This is a genomic window from Kitasatospora sp. NPDC028961 (assembly GCF_055564815.1).
In genome coordinates this window covers 7,844-25,556 of the sequence record NZ_JBVHVO010000035.1, presented here as the reverse complement: position 1 = coordinate 25,556, position 17,713 = coordinate 7,844, and the positions used below count along the sequence as shown (strand labels likewise).

The following is a 17,713-nucleotide window of genomic DNA, read 5'->3' as shown; positions in this document are numbered from 1 at the left end:
CGGCGACTCTCCCCCCCCCTCCGGACGACAAAGGAAGAAACCCCAGTGAGTGGTTGGGTAGTGTGGGTTGCGTGGACTTCGGTCCTTTTGGCGTTGTTCCCCCCCCCCCCCCCCCCCCCCCCGACCCCGTACCGGTGGGTGGCGCGGGTCGTAGACTCCCTGCGTGGCGGGCGGCTTCCGCGCCGGTGAGGTCGAGGACCTCGGGTGGCCTCTCGCCGTCCCGCCCTACTCAGGATTCCCCGGGGGTGGACGCCATGGCCGCGGCGACGACGATCGTGAACGCCAAGGTGTTCGACGGCACGAGGTCGCGGGACTGGACTTCGGTCCGGTTCGCCGACGGGCTGATCACCGAGTGTTCGGCGGCCCCGGCCGCCCGGGACGGCGACGACGTGGTCGACGCCGGTGGCGGAACGGTGTTCCCCGGACTGATCGACGCGCACGTGCACCTCGTTCCCGGCGCCCTCGCACAGTCGTTGACCTTCGGCGTCACCACCGTTCTCGACATGTTCAGCAAGCCCGACCTGGTGGCGCGGGCCAAGGAGCAGGCCGGTTCCCGTCCGGACGTGGCCGATGTGCGTTCCTCGGGTGTCGGTGCCACGGCGCCCGACGGACACCCGTCGCTGATGTACGCCCCGTTCCCGACCCTGACCGCCGCCGACCAGGCCGAGCGGTTCGTCGCGGAGCGGATCGCGGCGGGTTCGGACTATCTGAAGATCATCTCCGGCACCGGCGGTCTCTGGCCGTCGCTGGACTCCGGGACCGTCACCGCGCTGGTCACCGCCGCGCATGCCCGCGGCCTGCTCGTCGTCGCCCATGTGAGCTCGGTGGCCGGCGTCGAGGAGGTGGTGGCCGCCGGTGTCGACGTGCTGGCCCACGTCCCCGTGGACGCCGAGCTGGACGAGGCTCTGGTCGGACGCCTGGCCGAGGCCGGGATCGCGGTCGGTCCGACGCTCGCCACCATCGAGAACACCCTCGGTGAACCGGGTGGCGCGGCCGTGGCGGGCGACCCGCGGCTCGCCGGGCCGCTCGGCGAAGCCTGGACACGGCGGTTGACCTCGGCCGCCCCGGGCCGGCGCGGCCGGGCGATGCCGCCCTACTCCCGGGCCGAGGAGAACGTACGGCGGCTGGCCGACGCGGGGATCACGCTGCTGGCGGGCACCGACGCCCCGAACCCGGGGACCGTGTTCGGGGCGAGCCTGCACCGGGAGCTGGAGCTCCTGGTCCGGTGCGGCATCGGCCCGGCGCGGGCCCTGGCCGCCGCCACGGCCGAGCCGGCCCGGGTCTTCGGCCTCACCGACCGGGGACGCATCGCGGCCGGGCGGCGCGCGGATCTGGTCCTGGTGTCCGGTGACCCGTTGACGGACATCACCGCGACCCGCGCGATCGAACGGATCTGGCGCGGGGGCACGGCCTGTGACCGACGCACCTTCGTCGCGAGCCCCGCCGAGGCCGAGCAGCTCGACGCCTTCGACGTCCAGGTCGCCAGGGCGGTGGCGGCCGTGCGCGAACGCCGGTCCCCCTTCGCCCCGAGGAGGGCCCGCTGACCGCGAGCCGGCACGGCGCGCGGTCCCCGGCCGCTCCGACCGGCGCAGCCTGGTCCTGGCAGGGTGTCAGCCGGGACCGCTCCCGGCCGCCGCTCTCGCGGCGGCCCTGATCTCCTCGGTCGACAGTCCGGCCTGTTCGCAGAGCGTGGCGAGGTCGAAGTAGGATCCGCTCGCCCGCCATCCGGCCGTCCTTGAACGGTGCGACGTTGGCGAACGGCACCACGAACGACCCGCCACCCGGCGGGACACCGAGCCAGGGGCCGCCGCTCGTGCCGCGCAGCTCGCCCCAGACGACGATCACGTCGTCGCCGAAGGTCATGCCCTGGTCGACGGGCACGATGTCGGGGAAGGCGGTGAAGAAGGCCGCGTAAGCGGCGCGGGTGGCCGCCTTCCCCTCGACCCGGCGTCCGAGGGCCACCGTCTCGAAGAAGCAGTCGTCGGTGAAGGTCGCGAGCACGGCATCGAAGTCGCGCGCTCTCTCGGCTTCGCGGTGGACCTCGAAGAGGTGCAGCATCTCGTCACGTTGCATGACAACGTTCTCCCGTCGGCCGGGCCCCGCCCAACGCAAGAGGCCCGTTCATCAGCCGTTCGGCCCCCGGCGTCACGCGACGGACCGGCGGACCGGCGGGCGCCGCCCGAGCCCGTCGAGTTCTCCCCGGTGGGCGCGGTCCGGGCGACCTCCCGCCGGACGCCCGCCGGGGCCGACGTCGGGGGACGGTCCCGGCCCTGTCACACGCGCGCAACAGGGCGTGCTCGGTCCGGTCCTGCGGGCTCTTCTCCCACGTGACGCACGACGGCGAACACCGGTGTCCCCGACACCGCCTCGTTCGCAGTCCATGCCGACCAGGAGATTCACCCGACCCGTCCGCTTCGGACCGGCGTGGTGCTGGAGGTCGCGCCCGGCTCGCCGGACCGCCCCCGCCACCCGGTCAAACCCCAGGGGGGACCATGCTCGACCTCGCACGTAGAACGGTGCTGAGCGCCACCGCCGAAGCCGTCGTCCTCCGGACGGCCGTCGCCTGCTCCGGCGCCTCGTCCGGATCCTCCGGATCCTCCGGATCGGGTGGATCGGGCGGATCGGGCGGGCCGGGCGGGCCGGGCGGGGTCGGCGCCAAGCGGCCGGCCCGGTCCGGCCGGGCCCGTTCGCTCCGCCCCTCGGCGGTGCGGACCCGGCGCGGGGGCCTCCGGGTCGTCTGCGCCGCCCTGTTCGTCGCCGCGGTCACCGCGTGCGGGCCGGCGCAGAGCGGCATCGTGGGCCTGCGCATGGGCGCGAGCGCGCCCGGGGCCGCCCCGGCGAGCGGAGCGGCCTCGCCCTCGGCCTCCGGGGTGCCCTCCCATCCGGCCACGCCGAGCCGTCGCCCGACCGGGTCCGCCGCCGCGAGCACGACGCCCGCGGCCGCCCCGAGCTCGGGCGCCCCCGTCGCCCTGGTCCGGTCCACCGCGAAGGGCGGCCGGACGGTCGCGCTCACCTTCGACGACGGCCCGGGCCCCGCCACCACCGACGTGCTGGACGTGCTGGCGCGGTACGGCGTCAAGGCGACGTTCTGCGAGATCGGCCCGCAGGCCACCGCGAACCCCGCGCTGGTCAAGCGCATCCTGGCCGCCGGGCACCGCCTGTGCGACCACACCGTCCACCACCTCCAGCCGTTCGCCGCGCTCTCCCACGACCAGCAGGCCGACGAGATCGGACCCGCGAAGGACATGATCGTCCGGGCCGGCGGACCGGGCACCCGCGTGCCCTGGTTCCGCGCCCCGGGCGGTGGCTTCACCTCGGCCAACGAGCAGGTCGCGGCCGCCGCCGGGATGCGCTCGCTGACCTGGACGGTGGACAGCCTCGACTGGACCAAGCCGGGCGTGGCCGCGATCGTGGCGAACGTCCAGCGCGAACTGCGCCCCGGCGGTGTGGTGCTGATGCACGACGGCGGTGGCGACCGTACCGAGACGGTCGCGGCGCTCCGGCAACTGCTGCCCTGGATGACCGCGCAGGGGTACGGCTTCGACTTCCCCGCAGGCTGAGGACCCCGATCAGGACAGGGGCCGGCGCGGCCCGCCGAACAGCGTGGGCCGCGCCGGCCTCCCGGACGGAACGCCCCGGGTGTGGCCGGGGCACCTCCCCCGGCCCGATCGTCGCGCCGAGGACGGGGCGCGGCAGGGCCCGAGGGGCGACGGGCGGTGCGCCTCGTTCGTCGGCGGCGCCGGGGCGGGACCTGATGTCGCGTCACCTGGGCGTCCAGGGCCAGGTCGAAGCGGGCCCGGTGGTCGGCAGCGGTACCGGCCCCACCGGCGAGGTCTCCCCCGGTGGATCCCACGCCCTCAGACCGGTTCGGAGGGGCGGCAGTAGCGGTGGATGAGCTCCTCGTGGCCCGGGAAGCGGGCCAGGAGGTCCGCGGGCCGGCCGAGGGTCATGTCGGCGAAGTCGAAGCCAGGTGCGACCGCCTCGCTGATCAGCCCGTGGTCGCCGGACGTGAGGTGCGAGGCCTTCCAGACACCGCCCGGGACGGCGAGCGTGAGGAGCTGCCCCCGGGCCGGGTCCGGGCCGAGCACGGCGGTCTCCGCCGTTCCGTCAGGGAGCAGCAGGTGGTACGTGATCGGGTCACCGTGGTGGTGGAAGTGCAGGATGTCGGACCGGTTGAGGTGCCAGTGGCCGATCGGCGACCAGGACGTCAGCAGGTAGTGGATGGAGGTGAGGGTGTACCGCTCACCCGCCGGCGTGCGCACCCGGGCGCGGTGGTCCGCCTGGAACGTACGCCGGAAGTACCCGCCCTCCACATGCGGCTCCAGCCCCAGCAGCTCGATCCACTCGCGCGCCGTCGTCATCCCACGCTCCCTCGCCTCGGCACCCCATTGTCGGCCCCTGAACGTCCACCGTCCGCGCGCGAGTTGGACGGGCCATCGAGTGCGAAGGCCCGCCCCCGACCGCCCGCAGGGGCCACCGCTCCCGTCGGGACTCCCTGGCTCGGTCCGTCAGCTCGGTGTCCGCTCGGGAGGCCTCAGCCCTTCGCCACGGTGCGGTCCAGGAGTGGGAGCAGCCGGTCCCAGTGGCGCTCCAGCCCGGACGGGCTGAAGGCATCGGTGTCGGCCATGGTGAAGCCGTGGAGGGTGCCGGGGTAGATCTCGGAGGTGTGGTCGACACCCGCGGCGTCCAGGGCCCGGTTGAGCTCGGCGAGTGCCTCGGGCGTCATGTCGCCCTCGGCATGGCCGAGGTGGACCTGGGCGGTGAGCCTGGAGAAGAGGCCGGGCCCGTCGGCGCCCACGGGGCCGTGGAGCGCGGCGACGGCGGCCACCCGGCCGGGGTGGGCCGCGGCGGTGCGCATCGCCAGGAGACCGCCGATGCAGTAGCCGGTCACCGCGACCGGACCGTCGCCGACCTCGGGCCGGGTGGTCAGGAACCCGAGGTAGGCCTCGGCGTCGCTCAGGGCGCGCTCGGCGGTGTGCGCCTCGATCAAGGGCATCAGCTGGGCGAAGACCGCCGGCCGGGCCTCCGCTCCGATGTGCGCGGGAAGGTCGAGCACCGGTGTCGGGCCGTGCCGGTAGAAGACGTTGGGGACGAGCACGTAGTATCCGTGCCCGGCCAGTTCGAGGGCCAGCTCCCGCAGCACGGGCCGGATACCGAAGCCGTCGGCGTACATCAGCACCCCGGGGTGCCGCTCGCCGTCGTCGGGGAAGGCGGCGAACGCGTCGGCCTCGCCGTCCGGGGTGGGAATCCGCAGCGTCTCGATGGGCATGAACTCTCCTGTCGTGGTTGAGGTGTCGAACCCGTGGTCAACACGACAAGGGGCGGAGCCCGGGCGGCGGCGCCGGGTGCGGGCCGAGAACCCGGGCGCCGCGACGCGCCGGGCGGGCCGCTCCTCGGCCGGCCGGGCTGCCCTCGCTCGAACAGCGGTCCCGTACCAGCCCGTTCGGCGCTCAGGAGAGCACCGGGTCGCCGATCCGTGTGTGGCGCGAGGCCGTCCCGGTCGTCATGGTCACGAAGCGTAGTCCACCGGACCGGGCCGCCGCCGGGACGGCATGCCGACGTGGCGGTTGGCAAGGATGATCTCGGCCAACGACGCGGGGGCGACCTGGCGGCGTCCGGCCCACCGCCGCTCGACCGGGCCGGACGGGATCCGGACACCCGCCGCGACCAGGGCCGACGGGATCCGGTCACCCACCGCGATCAGGGCCGCCCGGCCCCGGCGGTGCTCTCGGGTGTCCAGGTGTACTCCATCTGGCGGGCGGTGCGGCGGGCGAGCCGTTCGCCGAAGAGCCGGCCCACGAGGTGCAGGCTGGCGTCGATCCCCGCGCTGATCCCGGCGGAGGTGACGATGTCGCCGTCGTCGACCCACCGGACGTCGGTGCGCACCCGGATGCCGGGCCAACGCCGGGCCAGCTCCTCCTGGTCCTCCCAGTGGGTCGTGGCCGGGCGGCCGTCCAGCGCTCCGGTGGCGGCGAGCAGGAAGGCCCCGGTGCAGATGCTGAACGTCACTGCGGAGGTCTCCCGGCGCCGGGCGAGCCAGTCGATCACCTCCCGGTCCGCCTCGACCGCCGTGGTGACACCGCCGGGGATCACCAGCACGTCGAAGGGCGGATCCTCGTCCAGGGTGTGATCCGCCAGGATCCCGAGCCCGCCGCGCGCACGGACCGGGCGGTCGCCGGCCGCGACCGTCACGACGCGCAGCAGGGGCCTGTCGTCGGCGGTGCGGGCCAGCCGGCCGGCGGTGCTGAAGACCTCGAAGGGGCCGCCCATGTCGAGGACCTCGACCTCGTCGAAGAGGAGCATTCCGAAGGTGAGCGGTGCGGTGCTGTCGATTGGCATGCCGCCAGGTTCGGGCCTCGCGGACCTCGCCGGGCAGTGTCGGAAACGACGCGTGCCGCTAGGATTCCGCCATGCGTAGCCACCGGATCGCCTGCCTGGCCTTCGACGGCATGGCCCCGTTCGAACTCTCCACGGTCGCCGAGGTGTTCGCGGTCCCCCGGCCGGAGCTGGCAGTGGAGTGGTGGTACCGGTTCGAGCTGTGCGCCGAGACCCCCGGACCGCACCGGGTCGTCGGGGGCTTCGACATCGTGGTGCACCACGGGCTGGACCGCCTCCGGTACGCCGACACCGTCATCGTCCCGGGGGTCGCGGACGTGCGCCGCGAGGTCGCCCCGGCCGTGCTGGAGGCGCTGCGGGACGCGCACGCGCGAGGAGCACGCGTGGTGTCCATCTGCAGCGGCGCCTTCGCCCTGGCCGCCGCCGGCCTGCTGGACGGGAAGGAGGCGACCACGCACTGGCGGCACGCGCGGCTGCTCCAGGAACGTCATCCGGCGGTGGCGGTCGACGCGTCGGTGCTCTACGTCGACCACGGGTCGGTCGTCACCGCCGCCGGAACCGCCGCCGGCATCGACGTCTGCCTGCACCTCGTCCGCACCGACCACGGCGCCGACGTCGCCGCCCGGGTGGCCCGCCGCATGGTCGTGGCCGCACACCGCGAGGGCGGCCAGGCCCAGTTCGCGGAGCATCCGGTGGGCAGGGCGCCGTCCGACGATCCGGTCGACACCGCCATGCGGTTCGCGCGGGACAACCTGCACCGGCGCCTCGCCGTCGAGGAACTGGCCGGGCTCGCGCACCTGTCGGTCCGGCAGTTCGAACGCCGCTTCGTCGACGCGGCCGGTCTGCCGCCGGGACGCTGGATCACCCGGGAGCGGATCCGGGCCGGCGCCGTCCTGCTGGAGTCCGCGGACCAGCCGATCGAGGGGGTGGCCGCCCGGGTGGGACTGACCGTCGCGGGCTTTCGCCACCACTTCCGGGAGACGATGGGCGTCAGCCCCGCCGTGTACCGGCGCCAGTTCCGGCGCTGACCGGCAGGGTCGACGCCTCCGGGCGTCACGTGGTCCTGGTGGCCCCGGCCCGGCGACTCGCCGGGTGGCCGGTCCAGGTCGCCAGCCCTGCCGCGCCGGCGAAGCGAAGTCGCCGGAGAGAGGTCGCCGGAGAGAAGTCGCCGGAGTGAAGTCGCCGGAGTGAAGTCGCCGGAGAGAGCGCGGCGAACGCCCGGGTGATCGGGCGGCCGCCGCAGGTCAGGACCGCGCGGCGGCACGCACGGAGCCGGTCAGATCTGCCGGTCCGGGTCGGAGAAGGTCAGGCCGCCGACGCCGAGCGGGCGCCGCACCGGGGCGGGCTCGTCGACGGTCTCGGTGGGCGGCTGGCGGAAGTCGGCGCCCTGCTCGACCGGCAGCAGTCGGCGGCCGCCGGACTGGGCGGGCACGGCGGAGGCATCGGCGACGGGCTCGGAGAACGCGGGCAGCCCGAGGCTGCGACGGTCAGGGGTCATGATCCCAGTCTCGCAGCAGAGCGGCCTGAACCAAAGCACGATCGACGTGACGAAGATGAGCGGCGGACGACGGCTTCGACATCGGTCTCGGCGGGGAGCTCCGTCCAGGTCTTCACCAGCGGGACCGTAGCCGCCCTCCGGCGCCGGTCCGCGCCGGGCGGCCGACCGGGGCACGGGCGGGCTCGTACGCGGGCCGCTGTCCCGGTCCCGGAGGGGGTGACCGGCACCTCGGCCGTCACCCGCCGTGGCCGAGCGCCGCCCCCACGTCCGCGGCCTCGCGGGGGGCCTGGCCGGCCGGGGAACTATCGGGCCGACTCGTCTAGCATCGGTGGTATGGCAGAGCGAGAGTTCGCGCTCACCGCGCCGCAGCTCCTCATCGAGACCGACAGTGACTCGCAGGTGATGAGCCCGGGGCACAGCTATGCCGTCGGGCGTGACCCCACCAGCGATGTCGTGCTGGCCGACCCGAGGGTGTCCTGGCACCACGCCGTCCTGCACGTCGACGACGGCCACTGGATGCTCGATGACGCCGGCTCCACCAACGGCACCTTCTGCCAGGGCCACCGCGTCCAGCACCTGGACGTCGGCCCCGGGTACATCCTGCGGTTCGGCAACGCCTCCGACGGCCCCTGTTGCACCCTGAGCGCCCTGCACAAGCCGACCGTGGTCAGGGACCCGCAACCCTCCGCGCTGACCGCCATCACCGGCCTGGACCGGCCGCCGACCAGCGTCCGCCGGCTGCCCGCCAAGGTGATCCGGATCGGCCGGGCGCCCGACAACGACCTGGTGCTCGGTGACCTGTCCGTCTCCCGGCACCACGCCGAACTGCGCGCCCATTCCGACGGCCGGTACGAGATCGCCGACCTGGACAGCCACAACGGCACCTACCTCAACGGCCTGCCGATCCGGCAGGCCCTGGTCGGTCCCGCCGACATCGTCGGCATCGGCCACTCCGCCTTCTGCCTGGTCGGCGACCAGTTGCAGGAGTTCGTCGACACCGGCGACATCGACCTCGACGTCGAAGGCCTCACCGTCGAGGTGGGCGACGGCCGCGTCCTGCTCGACCAGGTCTCCTTCCCGGTCGGCCAGCACTGCCTGCTCGCCGTCGCCGGTCCGAGCGGCGCCGGCAAGTCCACCCTGCTCAACGCTCTCACCGGCCTGCGCCCCGCCGACCGCGGCACCGTGCGCTACGACGGCCGCGACCTGTACCACGACTACGCGGAACTGCGGCACCGCATCGGCCTCGTGCCGCAGGACGACATCCTGCACACCCAGCTGACCGTCCGCCGGGCCCTCGGCTACGCCGGTGAGCTGCGCTTCCCCGGCGACACCGCCCCCGCCGAACGCTCCGCCCGGGTCGAGGAGGTGATCACCGAACTCGGTCTGACCAAACGCGCCGACCAGGTGATCTCCACCCTCTCCGGCGGCCAGCGCAAACGGGTCAGCGTCGCCCTCGAACTGCTCACCAAGCCGTCCCTGCTCTTCCTCGACGAGCCCACCAGCGGCCTCGACCCGGGCATGGACCGTTCGGTGATGCAGATGCTGCGCGGCCTGGCCGACGACGGGCACACCATCGTCGTGGTCACCCACAGCGTGCTCAGCCTCGACCTGTGCGACCGCCTGCTGCTGCTCGCCCCCGGCGGGCGCCTCGCCTGGTACGGGCCGCCCGGCGAGACCCTCGACCACTTCGGGTTCAAGCACTGGTCCGAGGCCTTCGAGGCGTTCGAGAACGAGACCGACCGCGACTGGGCGGGCCAGTACCGCGCCTCGCCGCCGTACAAGCGCTACATCGCGGGCGCGACCGCACGACCGCCCCAGCCCGGGCAGCTCGGACCGGCCGGGCAGCCCGGCGGCGCCGCTCCGGCGGCCGCCGTGGTGCCGCCCCTGCCCAAGCCCAAGCCGCGCGGCTGGAGCAAGCAGGTCTCCACCCTGGTACGGCGGTACGCCACCGCGCTCTCCGCCGACCGCACCTTCCTCGCCGTCATGATCGCCCTGCCGTTCGTCATGGGCGCCCTGACCCGGGCCCTGGCCGGCAGCCGCCTCGACGACTCCACCGCCCTCAACACCCTGCTCATCCTCTGCGTCAGCGGCGTACTGATCGGCGCCGCCAACGCGGTGCGCGAACTGGTCAAGGAACGCAGCATCTACCAACGCGAGAGAGCCGTCGGCCTGTCCAGATCCGCGTACCTCTGCTCGAAGATCGTGGTGCTCGGAACCATCACCGTCGTCCAGTCGGTGGTCCTCACCATGGTCGCCCTGGCGGGGGTGCAGCTCGGACCACCGGGCACCGAGGGCGTCCTGCTGCCTCCGCTGCTCGAAATCACCCTCGCCGTCGCCCTGCTCTCGGTGACCGCGATGATGCTGGGCCTGGTGATCTCGGCGCTGGTGAAGAAGGAGGAGGTGACCATGCCGCTGCTGGTGCTGGTCGCCATCGTCCAGGTCGTCTTCTGCGGCGCGCTGCTCCAGCTGAACGGCGCACCGGTGCTCAACCAGCTCTCCTGGCTGGTCCCCTCCCGCTGGGCCTTCGCCGCGATGGCCGCCACGCTCGACCTCGGCGCGGCCTTCCCGGCCACCTTCAGCGACGACCCGCTCTTCACCCACTCCGTCGGCACCCTGCTGCTCGACCTGGGCATGATGGTCGTCCTCTCGGTGCTCTGCGGGGTGCTGGTCAGCCGGCTGCTGCGCCGCCACGAACCCGCCATCATGCGCGGGTAGCCGGAGCCGCGCGGGCGCCGCGCCGCCCATGACGAGGGCCGTCCCCGCTGCCCGGGGGGACGGCCCTCGAACGCGGCCCACGCCCACCCCTCCGCCCGGCGGAGCGGGGCCCGGCGGAGCGGGGCGGAGGGGTGGGCGGGGTCGGGACGCGGGGCCCCCCGGCCGGGCGCGCCCCTACGACCGGGTGGCCGCCTACGAGCAGGTCACCGGTACGAAGGCCGCTCCCCCGCCGGGCGGTTCGAGCACACGGCAGCCGAGCCGGTGCAGCCGGTGCAGCACCGCGCGGGCCTCGCGGTCGTTCAGCGAGAAGACGAACGGGCCCGGTATGAGCAGGGTCCCGATCCGGCCTTGCTCCACGTGTCTTTCGAGCCGTTCGAGTCCCGGCAGGCCGTCGGCCGGGCGGCGGCCGTCATCCAGATAGGTACAGGGCTCCGGCAGCCCGTGGTCCCGCGCGAGCAGTTCCAGGGCCTGGCGCCGGCAGTCCGTCCCGGCCGGGTCGCGGGGGTAGCAGCGGAGGTAGAGCGCGGTTCGCGCAGGATCTACCGGCCTTCCCTTGCCAATGAACATGCCACTCACCTGCCAGTGATCTCGGAGGAACCCTGTGCGGACCGCCGACTCCACTGGACACCACGGAACAGTGCGGGATACATGGTGGCCGGTACCTATTCCGAGCGAACATTCCCTACGTATCCGGCCCCACGAAAGGGTGGGGGCGGCCGGGTCCCGCGGCCGGCGCGGTGGCCGGGCGGGCCGTTCTCATCGGGCCGACCGCGGTTACCTCCCCGACGAGGTGGCAGGATGCGTGGCATGGACATTCGCCGCAGGAACAACGTGAGATTCGCCGGCCCCGCCGACGGGCCGGTGGTCGTGCTGGCGCACGGGTTCGGCTGCGACCAGAACATGTGGCGCCTGATCGTGCCGGCCCTGGCAGAGCGGTACCGGGTGGTGCTGTTCGACTACGTCGGCTCCGGTGGGTCCGACCTCTCGACCTGGAGCGAGGAGCGGTACTCCTCGCTCCGGGGCTACGCACAGGACGTGGTGGAGGTGTGCGAGGAGCTGGACCTGCGCGACGCGGTCTTCGTCGGGCACTCGGTCAGCGCGATGGTGGGGGTCCTGGCCGCCGAGGCGGCACCGCAGCGGATCGGCGCGCTGGTGATGGTGGCCCCCTCACCGTGCTACATCGACGGGGAGGGCTACCGGGGCGGCTTCAGCACGGAGGACATCGAGGAACTGCTGACCTCCCTGGAGTCGAACTACCTGGGCTGGTCCTCCGCCATGGCACCGGTGATCATGGGAACCCCGGAGCGGCCGGAGCTGGGGCAGGAGCTGACGAACAGCTTCTGCGCCACGGACCCGGACATCGCCCGGGTCTTCGCCCGGACCACCTTCCTCACCGACAGCCGCGGGGACCTCGCGAGCGTCCGGGTGCCGACCCTGGTCCTGGAGTGCTCCCAGGACGTGATCGCCCCCCGCGAGGTCGGCGCGTACGTGCGGTCCGCGATCCCCTCCTCGCGCCTGGTCACCCTGGACGCCACCGGACACTGCCCGCAGCTGAGCGCGCCCGAGGCCACCGCCGAAGCGATCCTGGCCTTCCTGGAGGAGCGCCGGTGATGACCCGCCCCGGTGACGGACCGGAGCGGGCGGGAGCCGGCGATCAGGCCGCGACGACGGCCGCTTTCAGCGCACTCCTGGAGGACAGCGCCGAGGACCTGTACGAGTCCGCGCCCTGCGGCTACCTGTCGACGCTGATGGACGGCACCATCGCCAAGATCAACACCACCCTGCTCGACTGGCTCGGCCTCGAACGCGCGGAGGTGGTGGGCCGGATGCGCTTCGCCGACCTCCTGACCGTCGGCGGAAAGCTGTACCACGAGACGCACTTCGCGCCGCTGCTGCAGATGCAGGGCGAACTGCACGGCATCGCGCTGGAGATGAGGACCGCGGCCAGGGGCCGCCTGCCGGTGCTGGTGTCCTCCGTGGTCAAGCGCGGCACCGGCGGGAAGCCGCTGCTGATCCGCAGCACCGTCTTCGACGCGTCCGACCGGCGCGCCTACGAGGCCGAACTCCTGCACCGCCGCCAGGACGCCGAGCGGGCCCGCGCCGAGGCGGAGCGGGCCCAGGCGGCGGCGGAGCGGGCCCGGGCGGAGGCCGAGCGGGCCGGCGCCGAGGCCGAGCGCGCGCGGGCACAGGCCGAAGCCGCCCTGCGGCAGGCCGAGGCCGACCGGCAGCGGTTGGCCGAGGCCCTCACTGTCCTGCAGAAGTCCCTCGTCCCCTCGTCACTGCCCGCCGTACCGGGGCTGGAGGCCGCCGCCTACTACCACACCGCCTCCCCCGACCGGCTCGGCGGCGACTTCTACGACCTGTTCCCCCTCGACGACGGCCGCTGGGCGTTCTTCCTCGGCGACGTGTGCGGCAAGGGGCCCCAGGCCGCCTCCCTCACCTCGCTCACCCGCTACACCCTGCGCGCCGCGGCCCTGCACGACCCCGAACCCGCCATGGCACTGACCACCCTCAACGCCGTCCTGCACGAGCACTACGCCGCCGCGGGCGACCCGCGCTACTGCACCGCCGTCTTCGGCGTCGTCGAACCCGCCGACGACGACGGCCGCGTCGGCGTGCGCATCGCCTCCGGCGGCCACCCCCCTGCCCTCGTCCTGCGCGCCGACGGCAGCACCGAGTACCTTCCCACCCCGGGCGGCCTGCTCATCGGTATCCTGCCCGACGCCCCGTTCACCACCGCCCGCACCACCCTGGCGCCCGGCGAGACGATCCTCCTCTACACCGACGGCCTCACCGAGGCCCGCACCGGCCCGACCCGGGAAAGCCTCTTCGGCGACGACGCCCTGCTCGCGTTCGCCGCCGACCACGCCCCCGCCCCACCCGACGAGACGATCAGCGCCCTCACCGCACTGCTGAAGAGCTTCGGCGACGGCCTGGACGACGACACCGCTCTGCTCGCCCTCGGCGTCCCCGCCACCGAGTCCCCCATCCGCCCGACGACGAACCCACGGCGATGAACCCACTGAACATCACCCACCGCGACGCGCCCACCGGCCCCGCTCTGCAGGTCGTCGGCGACCTCGACTACGAACACGCTCCCACCCTGCGCGCGCGCGTGGAGTACCTCGCGCTGCTCCCCGGCCAGTGCCTGGTCATCGACCTGTCCGGCGTGGAGTTCTGCGACTCCAGCGGCATCACCGCCCTCCTCGCCGCCCGCCGCCACACCCAGGCTGCCGGTGCCGAGCTGACCCTGACCGCCGTGCCCGAGAACACCCTGCGCATCCTCGCGATCACGGGCCTCACCCAGATCTTCACCATCGTGTGAGGACGGGGCACCGAGCGGGCGCGGCCGGCCGCCCCGGGGCCGGGGACGGCTCCGGGACGGTTCCGCGCGACGGCTCCGGGATGGCTCCGGGACGGCGAGTCCGAGCGCACGCAGCGGTTCGTCGGGCCACTCGCCCTGCGTCGACCACGTCCGCGGCGCGTACGACCGCGCCCTGGGCGTGGGGAGCGCCGGAGCGAGCCGTCGTCAGGCTCCGGAGCGAGCGGCTGTCAGGCGGAACCACCCCGGCGGGAGGGCCTGGCGTGCCTCGGCCTGCGGATCCGGTCGTCCCGGACCACCGCCGCCCGTGGCCGCCGGTGGTGGTGCGCCGGAGACGGAGCCGTGGCGGCCAGGATCGCCGCCAGCACCAGCGGGCCGAGCAACAGCACGAGGTTCACGGTCATGTGCGCCTCCCAGGGGTTCCGGAACGGACACCGGCCGTCTGCCCCACGCCCCCGGCCCCATGCCCAGCCGGCTCAGACTCCCCGCTGCCCGCCGTACGCGGCGCACCGGGCCGCCGTCACTGCTGGAACGGACTCGGCTCCCAGGCGTGCCCGCCGATCGGGTAGACGAACAGCGGCCGGCCCTTCACCGCGCTGGTGCGAAACGGCGTGCCGTGGCCCAGGTCGACCGGGACCGTCCCCTTCCGGTCGCCGCTCGACCACTCCAGTTCGAGGTACCAGCTCACCTCGTGCGAGGTGGTCTCGGCGGAGACCTCGATGACCTCCGGGTCGCTCTCGCTCACCTTGACCGGCAGACCGGTGCTGCCCTCGGTCACCACCGCCCACGGGCGGGCCGCGTCCAGATCGAGGTCGTAGGAGTGGACGTCGACTCCGCTGCCGCAGCCCTCGCCCATGGAGTAGGCGTTCCAGGCGAGGGGAGGCCCGATCCGGACGACCCGGACGTTGAGCTTCGAGAGCACCACGGTGTCCTTGCCGGTGCCCTGCACGACGACCTCGATCGACTGGTAGTGACCGGGAACCGCGCCGACCCGGGAGACCCAGCCCGCCACGTCCGGCAGCTCGGGCGGGCGGGGGACCTCGGACGGCGGGCGGTCCACCAGGTACTGGTCGCAGGCGCTGTCCCGGCCGGACGGCCGGACCGAGACCGTGAACGGGGGGCTCGTGTCCGCCCCGCCGGTCGGCCCCGGCGAGCCCGGACCCGCTCCGGCGGACGGGGAGGCAGGGGCGGAGACCGGGGCCGAGGCGGACGGCGAGTCGTCAGCGCCCGGGGCCGGGGAGCCCGCGGACGACTTCAGCCCCGTGGCGACGGCCCCGACGGCGGCCAGCACCGCGGTGACCGTCACCGCGGCCAGGATTCCCCGCCGGCGGACCCGCCTGAGCCGCTGCGCGGCCCCGGGAACCGGGTCCGGTCCGACGCGGTCGGCGACCACCGGCCCCACCTCGACGGCACGTCCCGGGTCCGGAGCCTCCGGCGTCGCGGAGATCACCGGGGCCTCCGGCGTCACCGAGGTCACCGGTGCCACCGGAGCGACCGAGGTCGTCGCTTCCGTCCGAGTCTCCGCCGGATCCGCCGGTCCGGACTCCGGTGACGTCCTGCTCCCCCGCGCCGCGTGGACGATGACCCACAGTCGGTACAGCTCGACGAGTTCCCCCGGCGTCGCCCTGCACAGCCGCGCGAGGAGGTCCAGCGGGGCGAACTCCGTCGGTACCACGTCGCCGGTGCAGTAACGGTGGAGCGTCGAGGTGCTCAGATGCAGCCTCTTCGCCAGCGCCCCGTAGCTGAGCCCCGAGCGGCTCTTCAGCTCCCCGAGCAGCCGGGCGAGCTCGTCCCGCTCCCCCATCTCCCCCAACCCCTCCGCCACCGTTCCTCCGCCCTGCTCTTCCCTGTCCGCTGCGCTCGCGCCGTACGGTCTCCGGCCGCTTCCGGCGGTCGGACTCGGCGCTGTGGCGCCCCGCCGCGGCCGGATCGCCGTGAAGCGATCTCCGGAAGAGAAGCACGCCGCTCACCGTCCCACGGTTCCCGAGGCCGGTCTCGCCGTTGCGCCGTCCCGTGGACGCGTCCCAGGAAGGTTACGTCCCCCCAGCTCAAAGCCGGTAAAGCCGTCCCCGCGTCCCAGATCGCCCGGCTGCCGTTGCGGCTGGGACGAAGCGGCCGAGAAGCTTCCGGCGAACACCGAAGAGGAGCACAAGTGAGCACTGTTCAGGCACCCCGGACCGCGATACGCCCCGGCGACCGTTTCAACCGCGGCGCGGTGGCGCTGACGATGGGCGGCATCCTGCTGCTGACCGCGGCCTGCGGCGACGACGGGGGCAAGGGCGACGAGGCCCCCCGGGCAGCGGGCACCGCCGCCGCCGACGGGCCGGCGGCCACGGCCACGGCCACGGCCCTGCCCAAGACCTCGGCCGCCGTGCTGGACGTCGCGCCGAAGGACGGCGCCCGGGGCGTCGCACCGGACGCGCTCCAGGTGTCCGTCTCCCACGGCAGGCTCACCAACGTCGACGTGACCGACAAGAACGGCAAGCCCGTCCCCGGCTCGATCAGTGCGGACGGCACCGGCTGGAAGCCCGCCGCCGCACTCGCCCCCGGCACCGCGTACACCGTGAACGCCCAGGCGCTGGACGCCGACGGCCTCGCGGCCGCCTCCACGAGCACCTTCACCACCCGCACGCCCGACAAGCAGGTCTCCACCAACGACAACATCGCCGACGGCCAGACCTACGGCGTGGGCATGATCGTCAAGGTGGAGTTCAGCAAGAAGATCACGAACAAGGACGCCGTCGCCAAGGGCATCACCTTCGAGACCGACAACGGCACCGAGGTGAAGGGGCACTGGTTCGGCGACGACCGGCTGGACTTCCGCCCCGCCGACTACTGGAAGCCCGGTACCAAGGTGACGATCCACTACCGGCTGAAGAGCGTCGAGGTCTCGCCCGGCGTCTACGGCGACGTGGACAAGGACGAACCGTTCACCGTCGGCCGCTCCCAGGTCTCCACGGCCGACTCGGCCGCCCACACATTGACGACCGTCCGGGACGGCAGGAGCACCACCGTGCCCGCCACGCTCGGCGACGACAAGCACCCCTCGTGGGGCGGCACCATGGTGATCATGTCCAAGGAGAAGGTCACCCACATGAACTCCCGGACGGTCGGCCTCGGCGACGAGTACGACATCCCCGCCGCCCCGCACGCGATGCGGCTCACCAGCAGCGGCACCTACCTCCACGGCAACTACTGGTACAAGGGCGACCCGTTCGGCAAGGCGAACACCAGCCACGGCTGCGTCTCGCTCAAGGACGTGGAGGGCGGCAGCGACACCTCCGTCGCGGGGGCGTTCTTCAACAACTCCCTGATCGGCGACGTGGTCACGGTCGTGAACACCAAGGAGAAGACCGTGACGCCCGACAACGGCCTGGGTGGCTGGAACCTCCCCTGGGCGAACTGGTAACCCCGGCGGCCGTTTCATCCCCCCAGGGAATCGCGTGCGCTGCGCACGGTCGTGACCGGCGGCTCCGTCGAGGTCCACGACGAGCTCGACGACGGCGACCGGTACTCCGACCGCCACACCATGGAGATCGTCAAGGCCGACGGCTCCGTCCTCCGCACCGAGGTCTACGCCTTCGCCGAACTCGCCCCCGACGGCCGCTTCCGCCGCATCGAGGAGACCACCCTCATGCTCGAAGGCGCCGACGGCGACCGGAACCCGGGCAGCGCCCGCTGACACCCCGCGCCGACCCTCGATCGTCTCGCCGGGACCGCGGACGCGGGCACCGCCCCGGGGGGGGGGGGGGGGGGTGTGGGGGGGGGGGGGGGGGGAGGAGGGGGGGGGGGGGAGAGGGGGGGGGGGGGGGGGGGGTTGTGTGTCTTGTATAGTCACCCTA

At 73.7% G+C, this 17,713-nt stretch carries 16 protein-coding genes and 2 pseudogenes; 9 read left to right on the top strand and 9 right to left on the bottom strand.

Annotated features, from left to right (window positions below):
- Positions 1-254: 254 nt before the first annotated feature.
- On the top strand, positions 255-1,544 hold the full coding sequence (locus ACZ4UX_RS33845; protein WP_465709470.1) for an amidohydrolase family protein: 1,290 nt from the start codon (positions 255-257) through the stop codon (positions 1,542-1,544).
- A 175-nt stretch (positions 1,545-1,719) separates the two neighbouring features.
- Here ACZ4UX_RS33845 and ACZ4UX_RS33840 read toward each other — a convergent pair.
- Positions 1,720-2,058: pseudogene (locus ACZ4UX_RS33840) on the bottom strand (nuclear transport factor 2 family protein); the annotation flags it as partial.
- A gap of 434 nt (positions 2,059-2,492) precedes the next feature.
- Here ACZ4UX_RS33840 and ACZ4UX_RS33835 point away from each other — a divergent pair.
- Positions 2,493-3,560, top strand: a complete 1,068-nt coding sequence (locus ACZ4UX_RS33835; RefSeq protein WP_465709440.1) for a polysaccharide deacetylase family protein — start codon at positions 2,493-2,495, stop codon at positions 3,558-3,560.
- A gap of 297 nt (positions 3,561-3,857) precedes the next feature.
- On the opposite strand, the gene ACZ4UX_RS33830 is transcribed toward ACZ4UX_RS33835, so the two are convergent.
- The 4 genes from ACZ4UX_RS33830 to ACZ4UX_RS33815 all read right to left on the bottom strand — a co-directional run bounded on the left by ACZ4UX_RS33830 (position 3,858) and on the right by ACZ4UX_RS33815 (position 6,339).
- On the bottom strand, positions 3,858-4,361 hold the full coding sequence (locus tag ACZ4UX_RS33830; RefSeq protein WP_465709439.1) for a cupin domain-containing protein: 504 nt from the start codon (positions 4,359-4,361) through the stop codon (positions 3,858-3,860).
- A 173-nt stretch (positions 4,362-4,534) separates the two neighbouring features.
- Entirely contained in the window at positions 4,535-5,269 is a 735-nt protein-coding gene (locus ACZ4UX_RS33825; RefSeq protein WP_465709438.1) for a dienelactone hydrolase family protein, read from the bottom strand.
- A gap of 240 nt (positions 5,270-5,509) precedes the next feature.
- Positions 5,510-5,695: a hypothetical protein gene (locus tag ACZ4UX_RS33820; RefSeq protein ID WP_465709437.1), complete on the bottom strand. Its 186-nt coding sequence runs from the start codon at positions 5,693-5,695 to the stop codon at positions 5,510-5,512.
- A gap of 5 nt (positions 5,696-5,700) precedes the next feature.
- A complete protein-coding gene (locus ACZ4UX_RS33815) occupies positions 5,701-6,339 on the bottom strand; it encodes a DJ-1/PfpI family protein (protein ID WP_465709436.1) in 639 nt (212 codons plus the stop codon).
- 71 nt (positions 6,340-6,410) lie between these two features.
- Between ACZ4UX_RS33815 and ACZ4UX_RS33810 the strand changes: the two genes are divergently transcribed.
- Entirely contained in the window at positions 6,411-7,364 is a 954-nt protein-coding gene (locus ACZ4UX_RS33810; RefSeq protein WP_465709435.1) for a DJ-1/PfpI family protein, read from the top strand.
- Positions 7,365-7,612: 248 nt separating this feature from the next.
- Here ACZ4UX_RS33810 and ACZ4UX_RS33805 read toward each other — a convergent pair whose 3' ends face one another.
- The gene (locus ACZ4UX_RS33805) at positions 7,613-7,834 is read right to left on the bottom strand and encodes a hypothetical protein (protein ID WP_352298391.1); all 222 of its coding nucleotides are present in this window, start codon (positions 7,832-7,834) and stop codon (positions 7,613-7,615) included.
- A gap of 333 nt (positions 7,835-8,167) precedes the next feature.
- Between ACZ4UX_RS33805 and ACZ4UX_RS33800 the strand changes: the two genes are divergently transcribed.
- A complete protein-coding gene (locus tag ACZ4UX_RS33800; protein WP_465709434.1) occupies positions 8,168-10,549 on the top strand; it encodes an FHA domain-containing protein in 2,382 nt (793 codons plus the stop codon).
- Positions 10,550-10,741: 192 nt separating this feature from the next.
- Here the strand turns inward: ACZ4UX_RS33800 and ACZ4UX_RS33795 are convergent, their stop codons facing one another.
- On the bottom strand, positions 10,742-11,116 hold the full coding sequence (locus ACZ4UX_RS33795) for a hypothetical protein (protein ID WP_465709433.1): 375 nt from the start codon (positions 11,114-11,116) through the stop codon (positions 10,742-10,744).
- A 240-nt stretch (positions 11,117-11,356) separates the two neighbouring features.
- Here ACZ4UX_RS33795 and ACZ4UX_RS33790 point away from each other — a divergent pair, with 240 nt between their 5' ends.
- From ACZ4UX_RS33790 to ACZ4UX_RS33780, 3 genes are read left to right on the top strand one after another with little or no spacing between them, the layout of a single operon-like run.
- On the top strand, positions 11,357-12,160 hold the full coding sequence (locus ACZ4UX_RS33790) for an alpha/beta fold hydrolase (protein WP_465709432.1): 804 nt from the start codon (positions 11,357-11,359) through the stop codon (positions 12,158-12,160).
- Positions 12,160-13,566 carry a PP2C family protein-serine/threonine phosphatase gene (locus ACZ4UX_RS33785; RefSeq protein WP_465709431.1) on the top strand — a complete coding sequence of 469 codons (1,407 nt, stop codon included), beginning with the start codon at positions 12,160-12,162 and terminating at the stop codon, positions 13,564-13,566. Before ACZ4UX_RS33790 ends, ACZ4UX_RS33785 begins: the two co-directional genes overlap by 1 nt.
- Positions 13,563-13,874 carry an STAS domain-containing protein gene (locus ACZ4UX_RS33780; protein WP_465709430.1) on the top strand — a complete coding sequence of 104 codons (312 nt, stop codon included), beginning with the start codon at positions 13,563-13,565 and terminating at the stop codon, positions 13,872-13,874. Before ACZ4UX_RS33785 ends, ACZ4UX_RS33780 begins: the two co-directional genes overlap by 4 nt.
- A gap of 227 nt (positions 13,875-14,101) precedes the next feature.
- Here ACZ4UX_RS33780 and ACZ4UX_RS33775 read toward each other — a convergent pair whose 3' ends face one another.
- Both ACZ4UX_RS33775 and ACZ4UX_RS33770 read right to left on the bottom strand, forming a co-directional pair.
- The gene (locus ACZ4UX_RS33775) at positions 14,102-14,275 is read right to left on the bottom strand and encodes a hypothetical protein (protein ID WP_329485234.1); all 174 of its coding nucleotides are present in this window, start codon (positions 14,273-14,275) and stop codon (positions 14,102-14,104) included.
- 116 nt (positions 14,276-14,391) lie between these two features.
- Positions 14,392-15,675, bottom strand: coding sequence for a helix-turn-helix domain-containing protein (locus ACZ4UX_RS33770; protein ID WP_465709429.1), 1,284 nt, complete (start codon positions 15,673-15,675; stop codon positions 14,392-14,394).
- Between the two features lie 348 nt (positions 15,676-16,023).
- Between ACZ4UX_RS33770 and ACZ4UX_RS33765 the strand changes: the two genes are divergently transcribed.
- Positions 16,024-17,280, top strand: coding sequence for a L,D-transpeptidase (locus ACZ4UX_RS33765; RefSeq protein WP_465709428.1), 1,257 nt, complete (start codon positions 16,024-16,026; stop codon positions 17,278-17,280).
- 39 nt (positions 17,281-17,319) lie between these two features.
- Positions 17,320-17,553, top strand: a pseudogene (locus ACZ4UX_RS33760) (nuclear transport factor 2 family protein); the annotation flags it as partial.
- Positions 17,554-17,713: the final 160 nt, after the last annotated feature.